The sequence below is a fragment of the Billgrantia zhangzhouensis genome, from assembly GCF_021404465.1.
Taxonomy (GTDB): domain Bacteria; phylum Pseudomonadota; class Gammaproteobacteria; order Pseudomonadales; family Halomonadaceae; genus Halomonas; species Halomonas zhangzhouensis.
The window spans coordinates 122,057-145,052 of sequence record NZ_JABFTT010000012.1 but is presented as its reverse complement, the minus strand read 5'-3'; the positions used below and the strand labels follow the sequence as shown (position 1 = coordinate 145,052).

Annotated in this window: 20 protein-coding genes; 6 read left to right on the top strand and 14 right to left on the bottom strand. The window is 66.8% G+C overall.

The window, feature by feature from the left end; genetic code table 11:
* Positions 1-6 precede the first annotated feature (6 nt).
* A complete protein-coding gene (locus HOP51_RS16005; RefSeq protein ID WP_234274950.1) occupies positions 7-702 on the top strand; it encodes an aspartate/glutamate racemase family protein in 696 nt (231 codons plus the stop codon).
* A gap of 257 nt (positions 703-959) precedes the next feature.
* Here HOP51_RS16005 and HOP51_RS16000 read toward each other — a convergent pair whose 3' ends face one another.
* Together HOP51_RS16000 and HOP51_RS15995 are read right to left on the bottom strand one after the other, a co-directional pair.
* A complete protein-coding gene (locus HOP51_RS16000) occupies positions 960-1,163 on the bottom strand; it encodes a putative motility protein (protein WP_234274914.1) in 204 nt (67 codons plus the stop codon).
* Positions 1,164-1,286: 123 nt separating this feature from the next.
* Positions 1,287-2,471, bottom strand: coding sequence for an MFS transporter (locus HOP51_RS15995; RefSeq protein WP_234274913.1), 1,185 nt, complete (start codon positions 2,469-2,471; stop codon positions 1,287-1,289).
* Between the two features lie 164 nt (positions 2,472-2,635).
* Between HOP51_RS15995 and HOP51_RS15990 the strand changes: the two genes are divergently transcribed.
* On the top strand, positions 2,636-3,658 hold the full coding sequence (locus HOP51_RS15990; protein WP_234274912.1) for an AraC family transcriptional regulator: 1,023 nt from the start codon (positions 2,636-2,638) through the stop codon (positions 3,656-3,658).
* The gene (locus HOP51_RS15985; protein WP_234274911.1) at positions 3,624-4,157 is read left to right on the top strand and encodes a GrpB family protein; all 534 of its coding nucleotides are present in this window, start codon (positions 3,624-3,626) and stop codon (positions 4,155-4,157) included. The genes HOP51_RS15990 and HOP51_RS15985 overlap by 35 nt, the downstream gene beginning before the upstream one ends.
* Here HOP51_RS15985 and HOP51_RS15980 read toward each other — a convergent pair.
* Positions 4,151-4,588 carry an META domain-containing protein gene (locus HOP51_RS15980; RefSeq protein WP_234274910.1) on the bottom strand — a complete coding sequence of 146 codons (438 nt, stop codon included), beginning with the start codon at positions 4,586-4,588 and terminating at the stop codon, positions 4,151-4,153. The genes HOP51_RS15985 and HOP51_RS15980 overlap by 7 nt on opposite strands.
* 162 nt (positions 4,589-4,750) lie before the next feature.
* A complete protein-coding gene (locus tag HOP51_RS15975; protein WP_234274909.1) occupies positions 4,751-5,071 on the bottom strand; it encodes a DUF1330 domain-containing protein in 321 nt (106 codons plus the stop codon).
* 328 nt (positions 5,072-5,399) lie between these two features.
* On the opposite strand from HOP51_RS15975, the gene HOP51_RS15970 reads away from it, so the two are divergent.
* Entirely contained in the window at positions 5,400-6,209 is an 810-nt protein-coding gene (locus tag HOP51_RS15970; RefSeq protein ID WP_234274908.1) for a helix-turn-helix domain-containing protein, read from the top strand.
* Here the strand turns inward: HOP51_RS15970 and HOP51_RS15965 are convergent.
* The 3 genes from HOP51_RS15965 to HOP51_RS15955 all read right to left on the bottom strand — a co-directional run bounded on the left by HOP51_RS15965 (position 6,206) and on the right by HOP51_RS15955 (position 9,353).
* The gene (locus tag HOP51_RS15965) at positions 6,206-7,213 is read right to left on the bottom strand and encodes a zinc-dependent alcohol dehydrogenase family protein (protein ID WP_234274907.1); all 1,008 of its coding nucleotides are present in this window, start codon (positions 7,211-7,213) and stop codon (positions 6,206-6,208) included. The genes HOP51_RS15970 and HOP51_RS15965 overlap by 4 nt on opposite strands.
* Before the next feature lie 55 nt (positions 7,214-7,268).
* Positions 7,269-8,087, bottom strand: coding sequence for an aminoglycoside adenylyltransferase family protein (locus HOP51_RS15960; RefSeq protein ID WP_234274906.1), 819 nt, complete (start codon positions 8,085-8,087; stop codon positions 7,269-7,271).
* Between the two features lie 66 nt (positions 8,088-8,153).
* Positions 8,154-9,353, bottom strand: coding sequence for an MFS transporter (locus tag HOP51_RS15955; RefSeq protein ID WP_234274905.1), 1,200 nt, complete (start codon positions 9,351-9,353; stop codon positions 8,154-8,156).
* A gap of 94 nt (positions 9,354-9,447) precedes the next feature.
* Between HOP51_RS15955 and HOP51_RS15950 the strand changes: the two genes are divergently transcribed.
* Positions 9,448-10,248: an AraC family transcriptional regulator gene (locus HOP51_RS15950; protein ID WP_234274904.1), complete on the top strand. Its 801-nt coding sequence runs from the start codon at positions 9,448-9,450 to the stop codon at positions 10,246-10,248.
* Positions 10,249-10,258: 10 nt separating this feature from the next.
* Here the strand turns inward: HOP51_RS15950 and HOP51_RS15945 are convergent, their stop codons facing one another.
* Genes HOP51_RS15945 through HOP51_RS15930 form a run of 4 tightly spaced genes read right to left on the bottom strand, consistent with a single transcriptional unit; the run spans position 10,259 to position 17,072 of the window.
* Positions 10,259-10,537, bottom strand: a complete 279-nt coding sequence (locus HOP51_RS15945) for a DUF2149 domain-containing protein (protein ID WP_234274903.1) — start codon at positions 10,535-10,537, stop codon at positions 10,259-10,261.
* Positions 10,534-11,046 (bottom strand): MotA/TolQ/ExbB proton channel family protein, encoded by a 513-nt coding sequence (locus HOP51_RS15940; protein ID WP_234274902.1) that lies wholly within the window; start codon positions 11,044-11,046, stop codon positions 10,534-10,536. Before HOP51_RS15940 ends, HOP51_RS15945 begins: the two co-directional genes overlap by 4 nt.
* A gap of 15 nt (positions 11,047-11,061) precedes the next feature.
* The gene (gene cobN / locus HOP51_RS15935) at positions 11,062-15,144 is read right to left on the bottom strand and encodes a cobaltochelatase subunit CobN (RefSeq protein WP_234274901.1); all 4,083 of its coding nucleotides are present in this window, start codon (positions 15,142-15,144) and stop codon (positions 11,062-11,064) included.
* A complete protein-coding gene (locus HOP51_RS15930; protein WP_234274900.1) occupies positions 15,144-17,072 on the bottom strand; it encodes a TonB-dependent receptor plug domain-containing protein in 1,929 nt (642 codons plus the stop codon). Before HOP51_RS15930 ends, cobN begins: the two co-directional genes overlap by 1 nt.
* Before the next feature lie 180 nt (positions 17,073-17,252).
* On the opposite strand from HOP51_RS15930, the gene HOP51_RS15925 reads away from it, so the two are divergent.
* Positions 17,253-19,691 (top strand): membrane-bound PQQ-dependent dehydrogenase, glucose/quinate/shikimate family, encoded by a 2,439-nt coding sequence (locus HOP51_RS15925; RefSeq protein WP_234274899.1) that lies wholly within the window; start codon positions 17,253-17,255, stop codon positions 19,689-19,691.
* Positions 19,692-19,954: 263 nt separating this feature from the next.
* Here the strand turns inward: HOP51_RS15925 and aroQ are convergent, their stop codons facing one another.
* Genes aroQ through dbpA form a run of 3 tightly spaced genes read right to left on the bottom strand, consistent with a single transcriptional unit; the run spans position 19,955 to position 22,932 of the window.
* Positions 19,955-20,548, bottom strand: coding sequence for a gamma subclass chorismate mutase AroQ (gene aroQ / locus HOP51_RS15920; protein WP_234274898.1), 594 nt, complete (start codon positions 20,546-20,548; stop codon positions 19,955-19,957).
* A gap of 53 nt (positions 20,549-20,601) precedes the next feature.
* Positions 20,602-21,504: a PA4780 family RIO1-like protein kinase gene (locus HOP51_RS15915; RefSeq protein ID WP_234274897.1), complete on the bottom strand. Its 903-nt coding sequence runs from the start codon at positions 21,502-21,504 to the stop codon at positions 20,602-20,604.
* A gap of 27 nt (positions 21,505-21,531) precedes the next feature.
* Complete coding sequence (gene dbpA, locus HOP51_RS15910; RefSeq protein WP_234274896.1) at positions 21,532-22,932, bottom strand: ATP-dependent RNA helicase DbpA; 1,401 nt, start codon at positions 22,930-22,932, stop codon at positions 21,532-21,534.
* Between the last annotated feature and the right edge of the window lie 64 nt (positions 22,933-22,996).

Genomic DNA, 22,996 nt, shown 5'->3' with positions numbered 1-22,996 from the left:
ATGACCATGAAGACCATCGGCCTGCTCGGCGGCATGAGCTGGGAATCCACCGTAAGCTACTACCGTGCGCTCAACGAAGGGGTGAAGGCCGCCCTGGGCGGATTTCACTCGGCCAAGCTGTGTCTGTACAGCGTCGACTTCGCCGAGATCGAACGGCTGCAGCACGCCGGCGACTGGGACGCCACCGCCGAGATCCTGAGCCGGGCCGCCCGCAGCGTGGAAGCCGGCGGCGCGGATTTCCTGCTGATCGGCACCAACACCATGCACAAGGTCGCGCCGCAGGTGGCTGAAGCGGTCTCGATCCCGCTGCTACATATTGCCGATGCCACGGCACAGCGTCTGGCCACCGACGGCATTCGTCGCGTCGGCCTGCTTGGCACCCGCTTCACCATGGAGCAGGACTTCTACAAGGGGCGAATCGCCGAAGGCTTCGGCATCGAGGTGCTGGTGCCCGATGAGGCTCAGCGCGACCTGGTGCACGAGGTGATCTACACCGAACTGTGCCTGGGGCAGGTGAAGGAGACATCGCGCCAGCGTTACCTGGAGATCATCCAATCGCTACGCGAGCGGGGCGCCGAGGCGGTGATCCTCGGCTGTACCGAAATCGCCCTGCTGGTGCAGCAGCGCCATACCGAGGTGCCGCTCTACGACACCACGGCCATACACGCCGAAGAGGCAGTGAAGTGGGCACTACAGGGATAGGCTTGAGCTGAAAAATCTTCGAGCGAAGGCCAGGGCTTAGGCCCGTTCCCTACGGGCCAACGCACTTCCCACATCCCTGTGGGTCGCAACGGCAGGAAAGCCGATTTGGACAGCTCTGCTGCTCGAAGAGCGAGCGACAGGGATGTCGCGAGTCCAAAAGCGGAGTTTACAGGTTGTAAATGAGTACTTTGATCGGACTCGCGCACGAGCTGATTTTTAACGCCGTATGGCCAAGTGCAGAAATTTTTCAGCCAAGACTAGGCGTAAGTATTGATCTGGGTACCCACCATCCCTTCATTGGCCAGCTGCGGCTGCAGTGAAGCCGAGGCCATGAGTGCGGCAACCTGGTCCTTCTGCATATCCAGGGCATCCTTGTAGACCTCGAGCTGCACCTGCTGTGCGGCTTGGGCCTGCTGCATGACCAAGGCTTGGCCGACGATGGCGTTGACGGCTGAATCCATATGACTTGCTCCCATTTTTACTTCTTCTGTTAAGCCACGCTAACAGCTAACAAAGGCGAAGGCAAAAACGCAGCCCGCCGAAGCGGGCCGCACTTTCAGGCAGTGTTCCTGTTGAAACGGTTTTCAGGTTCCGGCGGTCGCCAGTGGCCGTGTCCGTACGCCCATCAGGATCATCAGCGCGGCCAGCAACAGCACCGCACCACTGGCGGCGAACACGTTGAGGGCTCCGCCCAGGTCGAAGATGACACCGCCGGCCGCTGCCCCGGTCGCGATCGCCAGGTTGATGGCGGCCACCAGCAGGCCGCTGGCGCTCTCGGCTTCGTCGGGCACCGTGCGGGTGAGCCAGGTCGACCACGCCACGGGAATGGCGCCGAAAGCCAGCCCCCACAGCGCCATCAGCGCGGCGTCCGTAGCCGGCGTGCTTTCCAGCACCACCAGTGCCACCCCAAGCGCGCCCATCAGCAGCGGCATCGCGATCATGGTCAGCCGCAGGTTGCGCTCGACCATCCAGCTACCCAGGTAGTTGCCAAGGAAGTTGGCCATGCCGAAGCCCAGCAGGATAGTGGCCACTCCATTCACACCAACCCCCGTCACGGTTTCGAGGAATGGGCGAATGTAGGTGAAGAAAGCGAAGTGGCCGGTGAAGACCAGTGCTGCGGCCAGCATGCCCAGGCCCACTCGCGGACGCATCAGCACGTCGAACAGGGTACGCAGGCGAGTCATGCCACTGGGTGCCATGCGCGGCAGGGTGAGAAATTGCACGATCAGCGCCAGCACGCCCAGTAGCGCCGCCATGCGGAATACGTCGCGCCAGCCGAGCAGGTCGCCGAAGTAGCTGCCCAGCGGCGCCGCGGCGATGGTCGCCGCGGAAACCCCGCTGAACATGATCGAAAGCCCCCGTGGTACCAGATCTTCGGGCACCAAGCGCATCATGGTGGCGATCGACATGGTCCAGAATCCGCCCAGCGCCATCCCCAACAGCACGCGCCCAATCAGCAGTACCGTCAGGTTGGGCGCGAAGGCGACCAACAGATTCGAGGCAACCAGCAGCATCGAGAAGCCCAGCAGCACATGGCGACGGTCGATGCGGCGGGTGGCGGTGGAGATCAGCAGGCTGGTCAGCAGCGCCACCGCCGCGGTAACCGTTACTGCCTGACCCGCCATGCCTTCGGTAATGCCCAAGTCTGCCGCCATGGGTGTCAGCAGGCTGGCGGGCAAGAACTCCGCCGTCACCAGCCCGAACACACCGAGGGCCATCGAAACGACTGCCCCCCAAGCGGGCCGTGCCCGTGGTGCCAACTCGTTCATTCTCGTTCTCCTTTCCTAGAGAAGCTTTCATCAGGAACGAGAAGACTAGAGGGACCGAGCCGGACGATCTATGCTAGAAGCTCTCGAATAATTGATCGTTCATCCGGAATAGCATGAACGGGCGCTGAAGGTGGTTGCGCAGATACGATGAGGAGGAGCGCGAGATGCCGAAACCGGAATTACCCAACGACCTGGTCAGTGAGCTGCTGCTCGGCATGCGCCTGCGAGGCATCGCCTATCGCCGCATCCAGCTCTCACTCCCAATGGGGGTGGAGTTCGGCCAGGTGGCGGGCTGGGCGCAGTTCCACTTCGTGGCCCGCGGCCCCGTCTACCTGCGCAGCCCCAGCGGCAGCGTTCATACCCTCTCGACCGGCGATGCGCTATTGCTGCCACGCGGCGGCCTGCATGCGCTGCTCTCCTCCCCCGACCAGCCGGCCCAGGATGTTGCCGCCTTCGAAAGCGCCAGGCTGTGCGAGGCAGTCAGTGCGATTCGCGCCTGCCCGAAGAATTGCACCCTCGACGGCGCCCTGACCTTCAGCGGCTGCATGGAGTTCGACCTGGGCAGCATGCACGCCCTGGTTTCGCTGATGCCCGAAGTGATGTACGTCGGCACCCTGCTCGAGCGCCAGCCCGAAATCCTGCCCATGCTCGAGGCGATGGAGCGTGAGGCGAAGAACGAGCGTGCGGGTTATGCCGCCATTCTGGCGCGGCTCGCCGATGTGATGGCGGCCTTCATCGTGCGCGGCTGGGTGGAGTGCGGCTGTGGCGATGCCAGCGGCTGGATCGAGGCGCTGCGCGACCCGCGCCTGGGCCGCGTCATTGCCGCGCTGCATCGCGAGCCGGGGCGCAACTGGACGGTGGCGGAACTCGCCGCCGAGATGGGCAACTCGCGCTCGGTATTTGCCGAGCGCTTCCTGGCGGTAACGGGCATGACGCCGCACCGCTACGTGACCGAGCTGCGCATGCGCCTGGCAGCTCAGTGGATCGGCCGCGAGCGCCAACCCATCGAAACCGTCGCCTACCGCCTGGGCTACGGCAGTACCGCGGCCTTCAGCCGCGCCTTCAAGCGCATTTACGGCCATCCACCCGGCGCCCTGCGTCATCAGCGCGAGCCCGCCCCCCTCCAGCAAACCTCCGCTTCCGAGAGCCCCCATGAACGAAGCCCAGTCGCTGCAGCAGGCCATTGACGAGCCGGTGCGCCTGGCGGAGTACGACCCCGCCTGGCCGGCACGCTTCGAGGCCGAGCGCAAGCGTCTGCTGGAGCGCTTCCCCACCGCGCTGATCGACGTGCAGCATATCGGCAGCACCGCCATCCCCGGCATGCCGGCCAAGCCCATCATCGACGTCATGGCCGGGGTTGCCTCCATGGCCATGGCCGATTCTCTGTTCGAGCTCATTCTCGATCACGGCTACGTGACCTCGGTCGAGTTCAACACCTGCCTGACCGACCGCCGCTGGTTCATGCGCCACGTCAACGGTCGCCGCACCCACCACCTGCACGTGGTGGTGCACGGAGGCAACCTGTGGCACAAGCGGCTGGCCTTTCGCGACGCCCTGTGCACCGATGCGGCACTGGCCGAGCGCTATGCCGCCCTCAAGCGCGAGTTGGCTTCGCGTCACCACACGGATCGCGAAGCCTATACCCGAGCCAAGGGGGAATTCGTAAGGTCAGTCATCGCTCAGTAAAGATGTACGGCCTCGAAGTGCGCCACGGCAGTGCCTGACGCATCGCGCAGAGTCAGCGTCTGGCCTTCGATCTGCCAGGTCGCCGTCGCCTCCAGTGCGGCCAGGAAGGCCTGCTCGGTCTCGCCGCCTTGCAGGCAGGCCATGCGCGTGGTGATCAAGGGGCCGAAGTGAAGAGCGTCGCTCTCCAGCCGATAGTTGCCCGCCAGGTGGTTGCATCCGGTGGAGCCCGCCACGCGGTTCTCCTCGGTGTGCAGCACGAAATGCGCCTCGCGCTGGTTGTCCACCGCCTCAGGGGTCGCATCGCTGACCTGGGTCAGTTTCCAGTAGGTGTTCTCCAGTGGCTCGTCGTGGGTCATCGAGCCCTCCATGGCGGTACAGCCCATCAGCACGATGGCCAGTGAACTCAACAAGGTGGCAAAGCGCTTTTTCATTCTCGTTCCCTCGGCAAGCAGTCTCGACTCCCGCCGCTATCGCAACGGGTTCCATGTGCCGTAATGTCGGAGAAGCCGCGGCGAATAGCCAGCCTGAATTACGCAGATACTGGGGATTTCGCGCCCTCAGCCACAAGGCCAGGCTGACACCGTCTGGAGTATCTAATCAAGAATATCAATGCCTCGGTGTCCTTCCTCGACACCTTCCACCAGAATGACGTCGCCCATAGCGTTGGCGGTGCGAAGCGGCAGAATGCGCCGGTAGGCCTCGGAGCGATACCAGGCCCGGGCCTGTTCCAGGCTGGGGAAGCCGAGCATGATCGTGTCGCCCTGCCAGTTGCCTTCCAGCACTTCGGTGTTGCCGCCGTGGACCAGGTAGCGGCCGCCGTAGGGCGCGAGGGTGGCATCGATCTTCTCCAGGTACTCGACGATCTCGGGGCCCATGGCGACATCCTGCAGGCGGGCGATGGCGTAGGCGGTCATGGCGTTGCTCCTGTGGTGGGTTTGCCTCGACAGCTTCGTCCACCTCGTGCAGCCTGGCGATTACCTACAAGGTAATAGTCAAGCATATCGCTTGGCGCGAAGGAAATGCTGGACAAATAGCCGAGCGAGATGAAGCGCAAGGCGCACGGAGCACAGAACCGAGCGAAGCGACAAACAGCCGTAGGCTGGCCCCGAAGGGGCGAGAAGCCGGAGGCTGCGAGTCAACCGGAGCATATGGGGTATATGTGAGGATTCCGCGCGCCGCGCAACGCAGCGATTCGCTTGTGTAGGCATTTGCGCAGTGTTTCCCTAATCTGATGCCATGACCATGAACTCCACTACCCCCGGGCAGCTGTTGAAGATGTGGCGCCAGCGGCGGCGGCTGAGCCAGCTCGCACTCGCCGCCGAGGCCGACATCTCCCAGCGCCACCTGAGTTTCGTCGAATCCGGCCGCGCCACGCCCAGCCGGGAGATGCTGCTGCGCCTGGCGGAGCAGTTGGGCATTCCCCTGCGCGAGCGCAACCGGCTGCTGCTCGCCGCCGGTTACGCTCCTGCCTTCGGCGAGCGCGGCATCGACGCGCCCGAGCTGGGCGCGGTGCGCGGCGTGATCGAACGGCTGTTGGCGAGCCATGCCCCCTACCCTGCGCTGGCCGTCGACCGCCACTGGCACTTGCTGATGGCCAATCGGCCGCTCGAGGCGTTGCTCAACGGAATCGACACCGAACTGCTGAAGCCCCCGGTCAACGTGCTGCGGCTCACGCTGCATCCCCAGGGGCTGGCATCGCGCATCGGCAATTTCCGTGAATGGCGCACCCATATTCTCGAGCGACTGGCACGCCAGGCCGAGACGACCGCCGATCCGGCGCTGGCCTCGCTCGGCGAGGAGTTGAAGGGCTACCCGGCACCGGCCGGCGCTCGCCCCCACCTGGCCAGCGTACCGTCGTGCCACGGCGGGATCGTCGTGCCGCTGGAGCTGGTCATGCCGGATGGCCGCGTGCTGTCGCTGTTGAGCACCACCACGGTGTTCGGCACCCCGCTCGACATCACCCTGGAGGAACTCGCCATCGAGTCGTTCTTCCCCGCGGACGCCGACACCCAGGGCGCGCTGCAGCAGTTGGCGGCGGCTTCCTCCGGCTAGCAAGATAAGCAGATCTTGCCGAAGTGACGCCCCGCCTCCTCGTGGCGGAAGGCGTCGGCGATCTCTTCCAGAGAAAAACGACTGTCGATGATCGGGCGTACGCCACTGGCCTCGATGCCGCGCACCATCTCCTGCTGGTGGATACGGCTGCCGACGATCAGCCCCTGCAGGCGCGCCTGCTTGGCCATCAGCTTGGCGGTGGGTACCTCGCCCCCACGCCCGGTCAACACGCCGATCAGCGAAATATGACCGCCGATGCGCACGGCGTCGATGGACTGCGGCAGCGTACCCGGTCCCCCGACCTCGATCACATGATCGACGCCCTGGCCGTCGGTGAGCGCCTTCACCTTCTTGCCCCACTCCGGCTCGGCCTTGTAGTTGATGGTGTGATCGGCGCCGAGCTGCTTGAGCCTTTCGATCTTCTCGTCGGAGGATGAGGTGGAGATCACCCGCGCGCCCATCGCCTTGGCGAACTGCAGGGCGAAGATGGAAACGCCGCCGGTACCCAGGGTGAGGATGGTATCGCCGGCCTTGAGGTTGCCATCCACCACCAGCGCGCGCCAGGCGGTGAGGCCCGCGGTGGTCAGCGTGGCGGCTTCCTCATGGCTGTAGCCTTGGGGCGCATGGGTGAACCAGGTAGCCGGGCGAATGACCTGCTCGCGGGCGTAGCCATCGACACCGTCGCCGGGGGTGGTCTTGAAATCGCCAACCCGCGCCGGGCCGTCGAGCCAGTAGGGGAAGAAGGTGGAGACCACCGCATCGCCCACGGCGAACTCCTCGACGCCCTCGCCCACCGCCTCGACCACGCCTGCACCGTCGGACATGGGAATGCGGCCATCCTCGGTTGGCATCTTGCCGGCCACCACGCCGTAGTCATGAAAATTGAGCGAACTGGCATGCACGCGCACACGAATCTCGCCAGGGCCCGGCTCGCCGGGCGCCTCCCGCTCGACGATTCGCAGATGTTCCAACCCACCGGGGCTCTTCAGGGTTACCACTTTCATATCGACACTCCTCTATCTTTCACTGCCTTTGGCATTTACTAAGAGTGCCAAGAGACTAGTCCATCATGCCGGAGGAAGCGCAAGCGATGGCGCGCTGCAGGTAGACCGCCAGCGCTTCCACCTGCGGCTTGCGCTGTGCCCAACCCTCACCACTCCCTTCGAGACGTTCCCCTTCGAGATAACCGCGCCGCGCCAGCGCCATCACGGCCTGGTGCTCGGGAGGCAGGCGTTCCAACGCCCAGGCGGCGGCCACATCCTTGGGCGCGATCTCTCCCGTTACGAGGGTCATCCACATCCGTGCCAGGGTCAGCAGCACGTTGCGCTCGTCGCCCGGCAATCCATCGATCAAGCTGGGCAGCGAATCGATGATTGCCCGCCGCAGGTCCGCCTCGGGAATCGGCGCGATCAGCTCCGCGAGTTCCGGCCCGTACAGGACCAGGCTCGACTGCCTGGCGGTGGTCAGCACCACGGCCAGGTCGGGGTCGGTAGTCGCCGGCGGTATCCGGCCCTGCTCGAACTCGTCCCGCAGCCATTCACCGTAGACCAGCTCGCTCCTCGGCGGGTAGTGCCACGGCACCAGCGCCTGCCGGCACAGCACCGTCACCTCCAAAGGCCGGGGCGAGCCGTCGTTCGCAGGGCTACCGGAGACTCGCATCAACGCCTCGATCAGGCGCCGACGCACCGGCTCCTCGGGTGACTGGCTGACGATTACCAGCACATCCACATCGCTATTGGGGCGCAGGCCGCCGGTCAGCACCGAGCCGAACAGATAGACGCCGACCACGCTCTCGCCCAGCTCGCGAACGATGATGTCGAAGGCGGCCACGGCCTCCTTGGGTAACAGCCGTTCGGTCGCCTGGGAAGAGCGCTTCATTCGTTATCTCCATTGCCTCCTGCCATGCCCCGAGCCTCTGCCAGGGCAGGCGCCCGGCGGTCGGCGTTATGCGTTGTCGCCCAGGGCCGCCTGCGCGTAGCGCCGGGCCGGCAGCAACAGCGCGGCCATCGCCACGCCGACGGCACAGGCGGCCAGCAGCAGGTAGAGCCGGACGAAACCGCTGGCCGGATCGTACCCCCAGGCCACGATCGGCACGGCCAGGGCACCGACGCCCAGCGACAGCACATATTTCACGGCATAGACCCGCGCCCGCCAGCCGCTTGCGGTATGACGCGCCACGATGGCGTCCTGCACGGGGATGACACCGAACACCGTTATCATCAACCCTAGCGACAACGCCACTACCCACCACTGCCCAACTTGCCCCATCAGCAGGAACAGCGGCATCTGCAACAGCGCCAGCAGCAGCATCAACCATCGAGGCGAGACCCTGTCCACGGCCTTGCCGGTGACGAGTTGCGCCATGGAGGCGCAGGCAAAGACCAGCGATGCCAGGCCGGCAGCGCTGACCAGACCATTCCCGCCACCGCTGAAGGCGTCCTCCATGATCTTGGGCAGCACGACGGTGGTGGCCGCGAACACGAGCCCACCCATCAAGGCCGTGACGACCAGATAGGCGAGGATTCGCCCGGGCAGCGCCGCCGAGGTCTGCACCGCTGCCGGGGGTTCGGCGGCGGCAGACACCCCGCGCGCACCGCGTTCGGCCGGAACCAGCGCCAGGTAGGCGATGCCGCTCGCCAGGCACAGCGCACCGGGAATCAGGAAGGCCGCCTGCCAGCCGAGCATGCCCGCGAGCGCACCGGTCACCAGCGGCGCCGCCGCGACGCCCATGTTGCCCCACACGCCGTTCACGCCCAGCGCCTGGCCAACCCCTTCGCCGCTCTCCGCGACCAGGGCGATGCCGACGGGATGATAGATCGCCGCGAAGCTGCCCATGAGGAACAGGCCGGCGGCCATCTGGTAGGGGCCGCTGGCGAAGCCGGTGAGCAGGGAAGCCACACCGAGCCCCAGGAACATCACGGCCATCATGCCTTGGCGGCTCCAGCGGTCGCCCAGCCAGCCCGCCGGCAGGGTGAAGGCGGCGAAAGCGACGAAGCCCGCCGTGGCCGGCAGCAACAATGCACCGTAATCGCCCTGGCCACGGCTCTCGAGCGCCACCGCCACCGTAGGGTGTATCAGCATGAAATAGTGGGCATAGGCATGCCCCACGTTGAGGAACAGTAACCGAATGCGATTGCCGCTCATGGGCAGGCTCCAGGGTTGCCGGTCTTTCAGGCTAAACTGGATTCGAAGCGGCTTCTCTCGCCATTCCGACAGGATATATCGCGCAACGGACAACATGACCCACGCCACTCCCCTGCCACGCGACGAGCTGCAGCGACGCATCGAGAGCGCTCCAGGCCCCGTGCAACCCTATGCCTGCGACTATCCCGCCGGCTGGGATACCGGGCTCCATCATCACGTGCGCACTCAGCTCGTCTTCGCCACCCACGGCGTGATGACGGTATCGACCCCGGCAGGACGATGGATGGTGCCGCCCCAGCTCGCGGTATGGATACCGGCTCGCCAGGAACATGCCCTGCTGATGCACCGGGCCGTGAAGCTGCGTACGCTCTATCTCGATGAGCGCCTACCGGGGTTACCCACCCAGCCGCGCGTGATCAACGTCTCGCCATTGCTGCGCGAGTTGATATTGCGCTTGATGGAACTGCCGGCCGAGACGACCGCCCACGGTGTCGGCGCGCGACTGGTCGCGGTGCTGCTGGACGAACTGCACGAAGGGCCCACGCTGCCGCTGCACCTCCCCGAACCCCACGACCCCGCGCTGCGGCGGATCTGCGACGCCCTGCGCGACGACCCGGCAAACCGGGACGACCTGACCACCTGGGGCCGCACGGTCGGCGCCTCGCCACGCACCCTGGCGCGACGCTTCCAGGCGCAGACAGGCATGGGATTCGCTGCCTGGCGACAGCAGGCCCGCCTGCTCGCCGCCCTGCCCCTGCTGGCGGAAGGGCACTCGGTCACGGCCGTGGCCCAGGAGGTCGGCTACGAATCGACGAGCGCCTTCATCGCCGCTTTCCGACGCAGCCTGGGGACCAGCCCCGGACGTTACTTCTCCCGCCCGCCCGAGGGCGCTTGAAACCGGACGATCAGTCGCCGTCCGGCACCAGCACCAGGGAGCCATCGGGCAGGCGGTAGGTGGTGCCGGCACGCACGCCCTGTCCCTCGCCGAGGGTGCCGCTGGATTCGAAGCGCTCCAGCGTCTCGCTGCGCTCGCTGGCCACGCCGCCCTCGCTGTCGGCGTGATACGCCGCCTCGCGCTGGGCGACGACGATCAGCAGCAGCACGATCATCACCAGGAAGACATCGATGACGTTGACCACCGAGAGCAGCGGATCGTCGTCCTCCATATCCAGGAAGCGCCTCATGCCGTTCCTCCCACGCCCCGCGTCCCGGCCACGGGCACGGCGCGCTCACGCTCGATGCGGTGCAGCGAAGCGAGCAGCCAGCGCCGCCGCACGGTGACGATCCAGTAGGTAATGGACGCGGTGATCAGCGCCAGGATCACCGCCGCGAAGGCCACCACCAGTTGCTCGCCGACGCTGGCGAGGTCGCCGTCGCCCAGCGCCAGCAGCGCCGGCCCCAGCGGGATCATGGTGGCCACCAGGCCCAGCATGGGCGCGGTGCGCGAGACGATGCGCAGCGGTTCCAGGCGGCGCAGGATGAGCAGTTCCAACCCGTCGCTGTCGTCGCTGCCGTGTTCGCGGCACCAGCGCGCCAGCGGACAGGCGTGGTCGCCCCGGCGGCGCTGCCAGGTTTCCATCAGGAAGCTGCCCAGCGCGTAGAAGGAGTAGGCGAAAAGCAGCAGGATCAGCGCCAGCACCGGCAGCAGAAACAGCCGCCCCAGTTCGTACATCCAGAGTTCGAGAGTGGTCATATCAGGACTTCATGGTCAAAGTTGCATGGATTGATGGAGGGAGGCGGAGTGCGCGTGGGCGCGTCGCCACTGGTGCGCCATGCCCGCCGCGACCAGCAGCGCCAGCGCGATGAGATAGGCCAGCTCCCGCCACAGGGGGCTTGCGCCGGCCTGGCCGGGCTCGGGGGGCGCTTCCGGTAACGGCTGGATGAGTTCGCCCACCACCGGTACCGCTTGCGGCGCCTGGCCTTCCCGCCCGAAGCCGGTTGCCGCTTCGTTGTTCTCTCCCTCGCTATCGAAGTCCGCCGCCAGGTCGGCGATAAAGGCTTCCCGCGCGGCGCTGGTGGGCACGTGCTCGGCGAGCTGGCGCCACTCCCGGTGCAGTTCGGCCAGGGAGCGCCGGGTGGCGTCGTCCGCGTCCCAATGACCGGTGCGCACCGCGTCCAGCATCCGCTCGGTCATGTTGAGGAAGGCTTCAGGGTTGTGCTCGCGGAACCACACCTCCAGCCCCAGTTCATAGACGTCGCGCAGGTAGATGTCGTGGAAGCGCTGCCACTGGTCGTCGCGCACCATCTCCGGCGCGGTGGCCTGCCAGCCCCAGAGGTTATCCACGGTGGCCTGCAGTTGGGTGGTGCCGGCGTAGCCCTCTTCCATCATGCTGGTCAGCCAGCGCGGGTGGTGATAGCGGGTGCGCAGCTCGCGGGAGAGGAAGTGGCTAGCCGTCTCGATGCGCCCGGCGCCGGGGTCGCGCAGGTTGCTGATCATCAGCGCCGGCCGCTCGCCGCCCGCGGCATGCACGGCGGCGGAGAGCCCGCCCAGGTAGGAGAAGGGGTCGTCGGTGCTGAGCAGGCCGAAGAGGTGGGAGCTGCGCGCCAGCACGGCGCTCTCCACCCCGGCGAGTTGCGTGGCGAAGAGGTCGAACTGGGGCACCCGCTCGCCCCAGTGGGTCGGGTCGGGGCCGTAGACGTGGTCGAAGCGCTCCAGGAAGATCCGCCCCAGCGCCGCTTCGTCGTTGCCCTCGGCGCCGGACCAGGCGTCCACGTCGGCGGCGACATCCGCCATGCCGCTGCCGTATTCGCCGCTGGCGGAGGAGAACAGCCGTGCCCGGGAGAGCCGCCGAGCGTCCTCGGCGTCGAGCCCCGCCGCCCGCAGCCGGTTCTCCAGCACCCGGCTGGCGCGGCGCACCGGGTTGTCCGGTTCGTCCAGCACCGCCACCTCCGCCACGGCCTCGGCCAGCAGCGCCATGGCGTCGGCGAAGGAGTCACGATAGAGGCCGGTGGCTTGCAGCACCACGTCCACCCGCGGGCGGCCCAACTCCTCCTGGGGAATCACGCGTACCCCGGCCAGGCGCCCGCGTTCGTCCCAGCGCGGCTCGACGCCCAGCGCCGCCAGCGCCTGCCCTTCGATCACTCCGTGGTGACGCATCGCCTCCATGGCCCATAGCGAGAAGGCGATGCGCCGGGGCGGCCGGCCATGGGCCTCGATATGCCCGGCGAGCAGTTCCTCGAACAGCTCTGCGCCGGTCTGGTAGGCGGCGCGGGTAGGTACCCGCGAGGGGTCGAAGCCGTAGAGGTTGCACCCGGTGGGCAACGAGTCCGGGTTGCGCAGCGGATCGCCGCCCACCGAGGGTTCGATGAAGTGCCCTTCCAGCGCCGCCAGCAAGGCGGGCAGTTCGTTCTGTTGGCGCAGGTCGGCGAGATAGGCGTCGCCGCGCTCGATCCAGGGTTGCAGCGCCGGGTCGTCGCTGGGCGCCCCTTCGATCAGCGCCCGGTGGAGCACCTGGTAGGGCAGGGAATCCTGCACCGCGTTTTCGGCGTCGCCGCTGAATAGCTCCTCGCGCGCGTGGGCGTCCGCCTCCAGCACGCTGTAATAGGGTTCGCCGAGCATCTGCATCACGGTGGCGATCAGGTGCTCGTCCCGCGCCGGCCGGCCGAAGGTGTGCAGCCCCAGCGGCTCGCTCTGCACGGCGAGCTCGTGGATATAGTCGTGCAGCCGCTCCAGATAGGCGGGGAATTCCGCCTCGCCGATACCGCCGCCGTGGCCCAGGTCGTCGTTCACGCCCAGCTCCTCGCCCAGTTCGAGGATACGCTCGCCGACCCGCCGCCGCGCCGGGCCGTCGTCCATCTGCTCCCAGTCGTGGACCAGGTCGTGCAGGTCCACCAGCTCGAAATAGAGCGCCGCGGGGGCGAAGGGCGGAGTCTGGTGAGAGACGATGGTGGCCCGGGCGCGGCGCCGGGCCAGGGTCGCCTCGGCGAGGTTGTCGACGATGTAGGGATAGACGTGCGGCAGCTCGCCAATCACCGTGTGGGGCGCATCGCCACGGGCCAGGCCGCGCGCCTTGCCGGGGCCGTACTCCGCCGTGCCGTGGGTGCCGAAGTGGATCAGCGCGTGGGCGCCGAAGCGTGCCTGCAGCCAGGCGTAGCCGGCCAGGTAGTCGTGGCTGAAGGGCAGGTCGGTGTCGTGATAGCCGTGGACGTGCTCCACCCCGGCGTCATGTATATGGCGCGGCGGCTGGGGCAGCACCACGGCGTTGCCGAGGCTCAGGCGCGGGATGACGAAATACGCCTCGCCGTCGTCCTCCACCCAGGTGCGGGCCCGCTCGACGCCGCCCCACTGCGCTTCCACCGCGTCGCGCAGCGCCGGGTCCTGACGCTCCAGCCAGGCCAGGTACTCCGCCACCGGAAAGCGCTCGGCCAGCCCGGCTTGCTCCAGGGCCTCCAGGGCCGCCCGCGCCTCGTCACGTTCTGGACCGCTCTGGGGTTCTGGCCCGGCCTGAAGTTCTGGCCCATCCGGGGGTACGGGATAGAAGATCTTGACCAGTTGCCGCCCCGCCTCCACGAGTCGCTGCGCTTCCACGGCGCGCACCGCGTAACCGGCCTCTTCCAGCGCGGCGGAGAAGGCCGCCAGGCTCTCCGGCACGTTGAGGTGGGAGGCGGAGAAATTGCCGCGCCCCGGCGGGTAGTTGTAGAGGTAGATGCCGAGCCGCTTGTCGGCATTGTCCAGGTGCGCCAGGGCGGCGTGATTGAGCGCCCGGCGCACCAGGCTGCCCAGCTCCGGCTCGATGGGCACCAGTTGCCGGTCGCTGGCACGCTCGGCGGCGACCACCGTGGGGTCGGTGATGCCCGCCATCTCGGCGGTGGCGAAGTAGACCGGCGTGCGGGTGCGCGGATAGCCCTCGGGGTCGGCGCGCCACTCGGCTTCGTCGCCGGGCGTATAGAGCCCCTGCAGTACCGGCACACCCAAGCGTTCGAGGTCGTCGCGGCGCCCTTCGGGGTTGAGGGTGATGCGGTAGTTGAGCAGGGCGTCGACGACAGTTTCGCCGTTCTCGCGCAGCAGCGCCGCCATACCGTGTTCCGGCGGGGCCATCTCGGGAAAGTAGAACACCAGCGGCACCGCGCCGGCCGTCTCGACATGGGCGACGGTGGCGTCGATCCAATCGGTGAGGCCATAGCGCACGTGGCTGTCGTGCACCGCCACGCCGATCACCGGGGCCCGGGGCGACCACTCATGCCCCGATGCTTGCGCATACCACTGCCGGTAGGCGTCCAGGTCGTCGAAAATCAGGCCATCGTAGCGAGGGTGGTAGATGCCAAGGTCGGGAAAACGCCGCGGCTCGGGCACCGCCTCGTCATGCCGCCCCAGCAGCGGGCCGGTGAGGTAGGCGAAGAAGGCCCGCAGGTTGCCGGGGCCGCCCTCGCTCAGGTAGGCGGCAAGCCGCTCCGCCCGTTCCGGCGCCACGCCCACGGCGCTCACCTCGTCGCGTTGGACGAAGACCGCCTTCGCGCCCAACTCGGCGGCGCGGGCGCGCAGTGCCTCCACCAGCGCCTGGTCGTCGCGCTCGTGGGCCGGGGCGAAGAACAGCGTCAGGTCGGCCCCGACCTCCAGCCGCTCGGCGCTGCCGCCCAGCTCACGGGCGTGGCGCGCCTCCACCCTCACCCCCGCCTCCCGGCCCAGTGCCTCCATCTGGCTCAGCAGGCCGGGACGCACCGGATTGTTGGCGATCAGCGACAGACGAGGCTCGCCGGCACTCGCCGCTGTGCTCATAACAGCGCCCGACGCCGCGCTGGAGAACAGGCACGCCACCAGCACCCACACCGCCCCCCACAACGGCCTGACCATCAGAACTCCCAATTGGCGGCTACATGATAAAAACGCCCGCGAATCTCGTGGCCGTAGGCGTCGTCCACCTCATGCAATTGCCGGTCGGTGAGATTCTCGACGCCGGCGCGCAGGCTAAGCTGCGGCGTCAGTCGCTGGCTGACCCCGACGTGCCACAGGGTGTAGCCGGAGGCGTTCTCGTCATTGATGCGCTGGTCGCCGATGTATTCGCCGCGCAGGTTGAGCCGGCCGTCCTGCCACAGTTCCGCCTCGGCCAGCAGGTTGAACCGCTGGCGGGGGCGGCGCTCCAGGCGCTGGTCGGTCTGGCGGTCGCGGGCCTCCAGGTAGGTGTAGTTGCCGCGTAGCCGCCAGGTCTCGCCGGGCTGCCAGCCGAGCTCCAGCTCCACGCCCTGGGTGCGCGCCCGCTCGACGTTGCTGTATTCGTGGATCTCCGGCGCCATGGGGCTGCGGCTGCCGCAGTTGGCGATGCAGGCGGCGTCGATCAGGTCCTTGACGTCGTTGCGGAACAGCGTCGCCGAGGCGTGCCAGGGTCCGGCGTCGTGCTCGATGCCGAGGGCGTAGCTGTCGGTGCGCTCCGGTTCGAGGTCGGGATTGCCGACGAACTCCAGCCACGGCATGGGTGGGCCGCCGATGAAGTCCGGCGAGGAGCGGCGCAGGTCCGGCGCGGCGAAGCCCCGGGCATAGTCCGCCTTCAGCCGGGTACTGTCGGTGAGCGCGTAGACGCCGCCCACGCGCGGACTCAATTGGCTGTCGTAGCGGCTATGGTCGTCGAGCCGCGTGCCCAGGGTGAGGATCAGGCGGTCGTCCAGCAGGTAGCTGCGGTTCTGCACTAGGGCGCCTCGGTGACGCACGCTCTCGTCCAGCTCCTGGACTCCCGCGCGCTCGCGCTGGAAGCTCTCGAAGCGTACGTCGCCGGCCAGGGTGAGGGTGTGGTGCCCGCCCCAGTCGCGGCTAGCGCTGATATCCAGCACGTCGTCGGTGTGCACTTCCTCGCGGGAGATCTGGACCTCCTCGGAGTCGCTGCGCGAGCGGTAGAGATCGACCCGCGAGCTCCAGGTATCGCCCTGGTAGTCGTGGCGAATGCCGACGCTGTAGCGTTGCAGGTCCAGTTCGCGCCAGTCGTCGGGGCCCGGCCCGGTGATGGTGTCGCGCTCGTCGTCGCTGACGTTGAGGAACAGCTCCCAGCGGCTCGCCTCGTTGGGGCGGAAGTCGAGGCTGCCGTAGCCGGTGAAGGCGTCGCGCCCCTCGCGGTGATCCATCTCCGGGTCCTGGCGGTCGCGAGCCGGACTGCGATCGTACACGTCCAGGCCGAAGGTGGCCCCCACCCGCTCGCCGATCGGCCCGCCGGTGAACAGGCTGGCGACACGCTCGCTGCCGCCGCTCTGGCGCTCCACCCAGCCGTAGCGCGTGCCCAGGGTAGTGGTCCATTCCTCCGGCGTGCGGGTGATGACGTTGATCACCCCGCCCAGCGCATCGGCGCCATAAAGAGACGAGGTGGGGCCGCGCACCACCTCGATACGCTCGATGGCGGCCACGGGAATCTGCGCCATGCGGAAGTCGCTGTGTCCGATCAGTTCGTCGGTGACGTTGAGCCGGCGACCATTGAGCAGGATCAGGGTGTGCTCGGGATTGAGGCCGCGCACGCTGATCAGGCTGCGACCATCGCGCTCTTCTTCCAGCGAGATACCCGGCACATCGCGCAGCATATCGGCCAGCGTCGCCGCCGGCGTGCGCTGGATGTCCTCGCGGCTGATCTCGGAGTAGCCGGTGGGCGCCTCCTCGCGGCGGATCTCGGTGCGGGTGGCGGTGACCACTAATGGCGAGAGGGTGCGCGGCTCGCCGGCTTCCCCCATGTCGGCCCAGGCCACCGGCCCCATCAGCAGGCAGGCCAGACTTCCGCCCAGCCAGGTATGTCGTTGCCGTCCCATTCGATTTCCCCCTGCAAGCGTATGCGATAGACGAAACGTTATAACATAACTAGATAATCACATGGCAAATACACTCGATTCCTTGGCTGAGTTCATGGCGCCAACCCCCGATGTGACCTAGGGTTAGGCGTGTCCAACAAGCGGACAGCTCCTCGCCCTGACAACACAACGGGTACTGCCATGGATGCGCATTCCTCACGTGGTGTGGCCGGCTGGGCCGTCACCGTTCTCGCTGTCGTTCTGCTGTTGCTCGGCCTGGCCATGTCGCTGGGCGGCGCTTATCTGCTCTATCTCGGCGGTACGATCTATTTTCTCCTGGCCGGCATTGCCACGCTGGTGGCTTCCGTCATGCTCTTGCTTGGTTTGCCATCGGGAGTTTGGCTCTATGCCGCTACCGTGGCGGGCACCTTCCTCTGGTCGCTATGGGAGATCGCGAGCAAGGGCTGGATGCCGGCCTGGCACATCGACCTGATGGCACGCACCGGGTTCATGGCCGTCCTGCTGGCCATTGCCCTGCTGCTGTTGCCCGCGATATACCGCCGCGGCTACTACCAGCCCAGATTGCCCTACGCCGGTCCACTGCTCGGCGTGCTGATTCTTGCCGGCTATTTCGGGTCGGTGCTATGGCTCGTTTTCGACTCCGGTCCCGACGCCCCCACCACGGTGGCGGCCGAAGATATCCGCCAACCAAGCGCTCCCGACTCCACCGACTGGGTTGCCTATGGCGGCAGCAACCTGGCTCAGCGCTTCTCGCCGGCCGATCAGATCACGCCGCACAATGCCGATCGGCTTGAGGTCGCCTGGGAGTTCAATACCGGCGACGAACCGCCCAGCGAAGCCGCCCCTTACGCCTTTCAGAACACCCCGCTGAAAATCGGCGACAGCCTCTATGTCTGCACCCAGAGTAACCAGGTCTTCGCCCTCGCCCCGGGCACCGGTGAGCAGCAGTGGCACTTCGATCCGCAGGTCACCGTGGAAGCCCAGGAACATGTCTTCTCGACTGCCTGTCGTTCGGTAGCCTATTTCGAAGCTCCCGAGCCGGTGGAAGAGTGCCCACGCCGACTGCTCCTGGGTACGCTGGATGGACGGCTGATGGCGCTGGACACCGATGACGGTTCACCGTGCAGCGATTTCGGCGATAACGGCACTGTCGACCTCAACGACCGTATGGATCCGCAGGCGTTGGGGCTGCTCTCCAACACCTCCGGACCGACCGTGGTGAACGGCATCGTCGTGGTCGGCCATCAGGTTACCGATAACCAGCGTCGCGACGCGCCTTCCGGCGCCGTACGCGCCTACGATGCCATTACCGGCGAGTGGCAATGGACTTGGGATGCCGTATGGACCACTCCGGACCGGCAGCCGCCTGAAGGCGAGGTCTACCCACGCGGCACACCCAACGTGTGGTCAGCGATCTCCGCCGACGAAGAGCTGGGGCTGGTCTACCTGCCAACCGGCAACCCTACCAACGACCAGTACGGTGGCGGTCGCAGCCCCGATGAGGATGAATTCACCGCTACGCTGGTTGCAGTGGAGGCCGATAGCGGCGAGGTACGTTGGAAGTTCACCACGGTGCTCCACGACCTGTGGGACTACGACCTGGGTGCCCAACCCGCGCTGATCGATTTTCCCACCGCCGAAGGCCCTCGCCCCGCCGTCGTTCAGGCGACCAAATACGGGCAGGTGTTCGTCTTTGATCGGGAAACCGGCGAACCGCTGCTGCCCATCGAGGAGCGCCCGGTACCGCAGGGCACCATTGAGGGTGACTGGACGGCCGAAGTGCAGCGCTTCTCACCGGGCATGCCCAACTTCGGATCGATACCCGGCCAGGAGGTCGAATACTTCACCGGTGCCCATACCTGGGGCACCACACCGCTCGACCATCTCTACTGCCGCATCCAATTCGAACGCATGCGCTACGAGGGCATGTTCACCCCGCCGACCCTCGATCATCCCGGCGGGATGCTACAGTTCCCGGGCATTCTCGGCGGCATCAACTGGGGTAGCGCCGCCTTCGATCTCGACAACGGCCTGATGATCGTCAACAACAACCGCATGCCATCGAGCGTCGTACTCTATCCGCGCGAGGAAGCCGAGGAGATGGAGAACATCGCACCGATCGGCGAGGAAGACGCCAGCTACATCGACCAGGAAGCACAGCCGATGCTCGGCGCACCGGTAGCCGCAGAGCGCGGTGCCTGGCTCTCGCCGCTGGACATGCCCTGTACCGCGCCGCCCTGGGGCTTTCTCAGCGCCACCGACCTCGCCACCGGCGAACTGGTCTGGTCCCGGCCGATCGGTACCAGCTTCGACCAGGGCCCCTGGGGCATTCCCACGCGATTGAAAATGACCGTGGGCGCTCCCACCAGTGCCGGCCCGGTAACAACCGCCGGCGGCGTAACCTTCATCGGGGCCACCATGGATGACTATATCCGCGCCTTCAACAACACCAGCGGCGACATGCTGTGGGAGGCGCGCCTGCCAGCAGGCGGCCAGGCGACGCCGATGACTTATATGCACGAGGGACGTCAATACGTGGTGATTGCCGCGGGCGGAGCCTTTCAGGCCGAGACCAGCCTGGGCGACAGCGTGATGGCCTACGCCCTGCCCGAGGAGTGAACCGGCCTCGCTGGGAGAGGTTGAAGAGCTGGTTGGCTCGGCACTTAGTACCGCGATTTCCACGCGGGCGGCGGGCTCAGCTACCAGGACGAGGCGGCATTCCGTGAGCGCCTGAAAGCGGAGAAGCCCGCCTGGGCACGGCGGCTGGAAGGGCTCGACGACGAGGCGCCGATTCCCTTCGCCGGTTGGGACGACTGGGACGAACAGGGCGCGCTCAAGCCTGGGCACCCCGCAGCCTGGACGCTCTGACTCATCCCCTTGCGCTAGGGTGTGAGGCGCTCCACCAACGGTTGGATCGAGACGTCACGCGGCTCGCCGTCGAAGTCGTCCTGGATCAGCTCTGTCGCGCGCCGTTCGAGATAGCGACCCGAACCTTCGACCGCGGCGATACGCTCGATGTCGGCCAATGATTCGATCAGTTGCGGCGTCAGGCGGTCGAGCACCGGGCGCACCTCCTCGGCGAGGTCGGGCGGGTCGGCGAAAGTGGAACGCCCCTCCTGCAGCCATTGATGGTGCAGGCGCCGTTGGATCTGCTTGCTGGCTTCGAACTGCTTGTCGAAGAAGCGCCGGGCGAAGTCCTCATCGACGCCGGCGGCTTCGGCATCCTCCGCCACCTGGTCGAGGATCTGCGCCTCACGTTCGGGTGCCTCGATGGGCGCGCCACTGTTCCACTTGGACTGGGCCACCAGCGGCGCCACGTCGAGCCGCTCGTCGATCAGCCCCAGCATACGGTCGATGGCCGCCTTGTCCTCGTCGGGTGGCTCCGGTGGCTGCATCTGGCACCCTGCCAGCAGCAGGGCCAAGGCAATGGCAAGCCAGCGTCCGGAATGGATGGGCAACGTCTTACGCAACGACATGGCGATCCTCGCTCGGTTATTGGAGATGATTCGAAAGGGTACTCCAATTCGGCTCAACGCTCTCGCTGGGATTCCCGCCACTCCTCGGCGGCCTCCTCAACGCCGGGTTCATCACCGCGGTTGCGTGTCCCCTGGCGATAGGCCTCCTCCTCGCGCACGTCCTCGATCACGCTCATCAGTTCCTCCACGTCCACGGTGCCGATGTCATGCTCGAAGCAGCCGGTCAGTCGGCTCTCGGGATGCAACTCGCCGGATTCATAGAGCGCCCAGATCTCCTTACCGTAGTCGGTGCCGAGCAACTCCGGAGCGAAGCGGCCGAAGTAGCGGCGCATGTTGTCCACGTCGCGCTCGAACATCCATTCGGCGCTGTTGTTGCCGGCGGCGTCCACCGCCTGGGGCAGGTCGATGATCACCGGACCGTCGGTGGCCAGCAGCACGTTGAACTCGGAAAGATCCCCGTGCACCAGGCCGGCACACAGCATCTTGACCACGTCGCGCAGGATCTTGGCGTAGTACTCGCGGGCCTGCTCGGGGCTCAGGATCACGTCGTCCAGGCGCGGGGCGGTCAGGCCCTCGGCATCGCTGATCATCTCCATCAGCAGCACGCCATCAATGAAACCGTAGGGCTGCGGCACTCGCACGTCGGCCGCCGCCAGCCGGTAGAGGGCGTCGACCTCGGCGTTGAGCCAGGCCTGTTCCTGCTCCTTCTGGCCATAACGGGTCTTCTTGGCCATGGCCCGCGCGCGGCGGCTGTTGCGTTCGCGGCGTCCCTCCTGGTACTGCACCGCCTGCTTGAAGCTGCACTGCTTGGCCTCCTTGAAGACCTTGGCGCAGCGACGCTCGCCGTGGGAAATCACCACGTAGACCTGGGCCTCCTTGCCGCTCATCAGTTGGCTTTCGACTGCGTCGATCAAGCCGTCGTCGATCAGCGGCTGCAATCGCTTAGGTACCTTCACCTATCCTCCTTCTGTTCTCAGCCGCTATCAGCGACTGACGCGCCGGGCGCGAAACGAACGCCCCTTGAGTTTGCCCGTGCCGAGCTGGGCGAGAGCTGCCTTGGCGACCTCGCGCTGCACGGCGACGTAGGCGCTGCGCTCCAGCACCTTGATCTTGCCCACCTGCTTCCCCTCGATGCCACCCTCGCCGGTCAGTGCGCCGAGAATATCGCCGGGGCGCACCTTCTGCTTCTTGCCGCCATCGAGCTGCAGCGTGGCCATCTCCGTCAGGAAGGGCTCCCGCGTCAGCACGTCGCGCGGCGGCAGCGGTGCCTCCTCGAGAGGTTCACCGAGGAACTCGTTCAGCCGCTCGAGGCGATAGGCCTCGCTCTCGCTGACCAGGGTGCAGGCGATGCCGGAACCGCCGGCGCGGCCGGTACGCCCGACGCGATGCACGTGGACTTCGAGGTCGCGGGCGATCTGGTAGTTGAATACCGCATCCAGCGCGGCGATATCCAGCCCGCGGGCCGCCACGTCGGTGGCCACCAGGATGGAGACGCTGCGGTTGGCGAACAGTACCAGGATGCGGTCGCGATCGCGCTGCTCCAGGTCGCCGTGCAGCGCCAGGGCGCTAAAGCCCGCTTCACACAGGGCATCGGCCAACTCCTGGGTTTCGCGCCGGGTGTTGCAGAACACCACGCTTGCGGTCGGCCGATGCTGTAGCAACAGCCCGCGCAGGGCTTCGAAGCGCTCCGCCTCGCCGGCCACCCGGTAGACGCGCTGGCGGATGGTGTTTTCATCATGGCTTTCGGCCACCGCCACCTCGGCCGGGTCACGCATCAGACCCTGGGCGATGCCCCGAATCTCGTCGCTGAAGGTGGCGCTGAACAGCAGGGTCTGACGGCTGGCGGGCGTCGCACCGACGATTGACTCCAGACTGGGCTGAAAACCCATGTCGAGCATGCGGTCGGCTTCGTCCAGTACTAACACGTCGAGCGCGGCGAGATCGAGCGCGCCCTTGCGCACGTGCTCTTCGATGCGGCCGGGCGTTCCCACCACCACATGCGCGCCGTGGGCCAGCGAGGCCAGCTGCGGGCCGAAGGGCGCCCCGCCGCACAAGGTCAGCACCTTGACGTTGGGCAGCGTGCGCGCCAGCCGCCGGATCTCGCCGGCCACCTGATCGGCCAGCTCGCGGGTGGGACAGAGCACCAGTGCCTGAACCTGAAAGCGCGGGATATCGAGGCGCGAGAGCAGCCCCAGGCCGAACGTCGCCGTCTTGCCCGAGCCGGTCCTGGCTTGGGCAATCACATCGCGGCCCTCCAACACCGGCGGCAGGCTGGCGGCCTGGATCGGCGTCATGGCGTGGTAGCCGAGCGAATCGAGATTGGTCAGCAGCTCTGGTGCCAGCGGCAGCGAGACAAAGGCCCCATCATTGGGAGAGTCGGACACGGAAATGGACCTACGAGAATGAATGGCGAAGGCACCGGCCGAGGCTGGGCTTCGTCTAAAGGAA

Coding starts and splice junctions, on each gene's coding strand:
- HOP51_RS15980 (WP_234274910.1), bottom strand. CDS start 4,588: ATGAAAAAGCGCTTTGCCACCTTGTTGAGTTCACTGGCCATCGTGCTG.
- HOP51_RS15950 (WP_234274904.1), top strand. CDS start 9,448: ATGACCCACGCCACTCCCCTGCCACGCGACGAGCTGCAGCGACGCATC.
- HOP51_RS16005 (WP_234274950.1), top strand. CDS start 7: ATGAAGACCATCGGCCTGCTCGGCGGCATGAGCTGGGAATCCACCGTA.
- HOP51_RS15995 (WP_234274913.1), bottom strand. CDS start 2,471: ATGAACGAGTTGGCACCACGGGCACGGCCCGCTTGGGGGGCAGTCGTT.
- HOP51_RS15965 (WP_234274907.1), bottom strand. CDS start 7,213: ATGAAAGTGGTAACCCTGAAGAGCCCCGGTGGGTTGGAACATCTGCGA.
- HOP51_RS15970 (WP_234274908.1), top strand. CDS start 5,400: ATGAACTCCACTACCCCCGGGCAGCTGTTGAAGATGTGGCGCCAGCGG.
- aroQ (WP_234274898.1), bottom strand. CDS start 20,548: ATGTCGTTGCGTAAGACGTTGCCCATCCATTCCGGACGCTGGCTTGCC.
- HOP51_RS15940 (WP_234274902.1), bottom strand. CDS start 11,046: ATGACCACTCTCGAACTCTGGATGTACGAACTGGGGCGGCTGTTTCTG.
- HOP51_RS16000 (WP_234274914.1), bottom strand. CDS start 1,163: ATGGATTCAGCCGTCAACGCCATCGTCGGCCAAGCCTTGGTCATGCAG.
- HOP51_RS15925 (WP_234274899.1), top strand. CDS start 17,253: ATGGATGCGCATTCCTCACGTGGTGTGGCCGGCTGGGCCGTCACCGTT.
- HOP51_RS15985 (WP_234274911.1), top strand. CDS start 3,624: ATGAACGAAGCCCAGTCGCTGCAGCAGGCCATTGACGAGCCGGTGCGC.
- HOP51_RS15955 (WP_234274905.1), bottom strand. CDS start 9,353: ATGAGCGGCAATCGCATTCGGTTACTGTTCCTCAACGTGGGGCATGCC.
- cobN (WP_234274901.1), bottom strand. CDS start 15,144: ATGGTCAGGCCGTTGTGGGGGGCGGTGTGGGTGCTGGTGGCGTGCCTG.
- HOP51_RS15945 (WP_234274903.1), bottom strand. CDS start 10,537: ATGAGGCGCTTCCTGGATATGGAGGACGACGATCCGCTGCTCTCGGTG.
- HOP51_RS15990 (WP_234274912.1), top strand. CDS start 2,636: ATGCCGAAACCGGAATTACCCAACGACCTGGTCAGTGAGCTGCTGCTC.
- HOP51_RS15960 (WP_234274906.1), bottom strand. CDS start 8,087: ATGAAGCGCTCTTCCCAGGCGACCGAACGGCTGTTACCCAAGGAGGCC.
- HOP51_RS15930 (WP_234274900.1), bottom strand. CDS start 17,072: ATGGGACGGCAACGACATACCTGGCTGGGCGGAAGTCTGGCCTGCCTG.
- HOP51_RS15975 (WP_234274909.1), bottom strand. CDS start 5,071: ATGACCGCCTACGCCATCGCCCGCCTGCAGGATGTCGCCATGGGCCCC.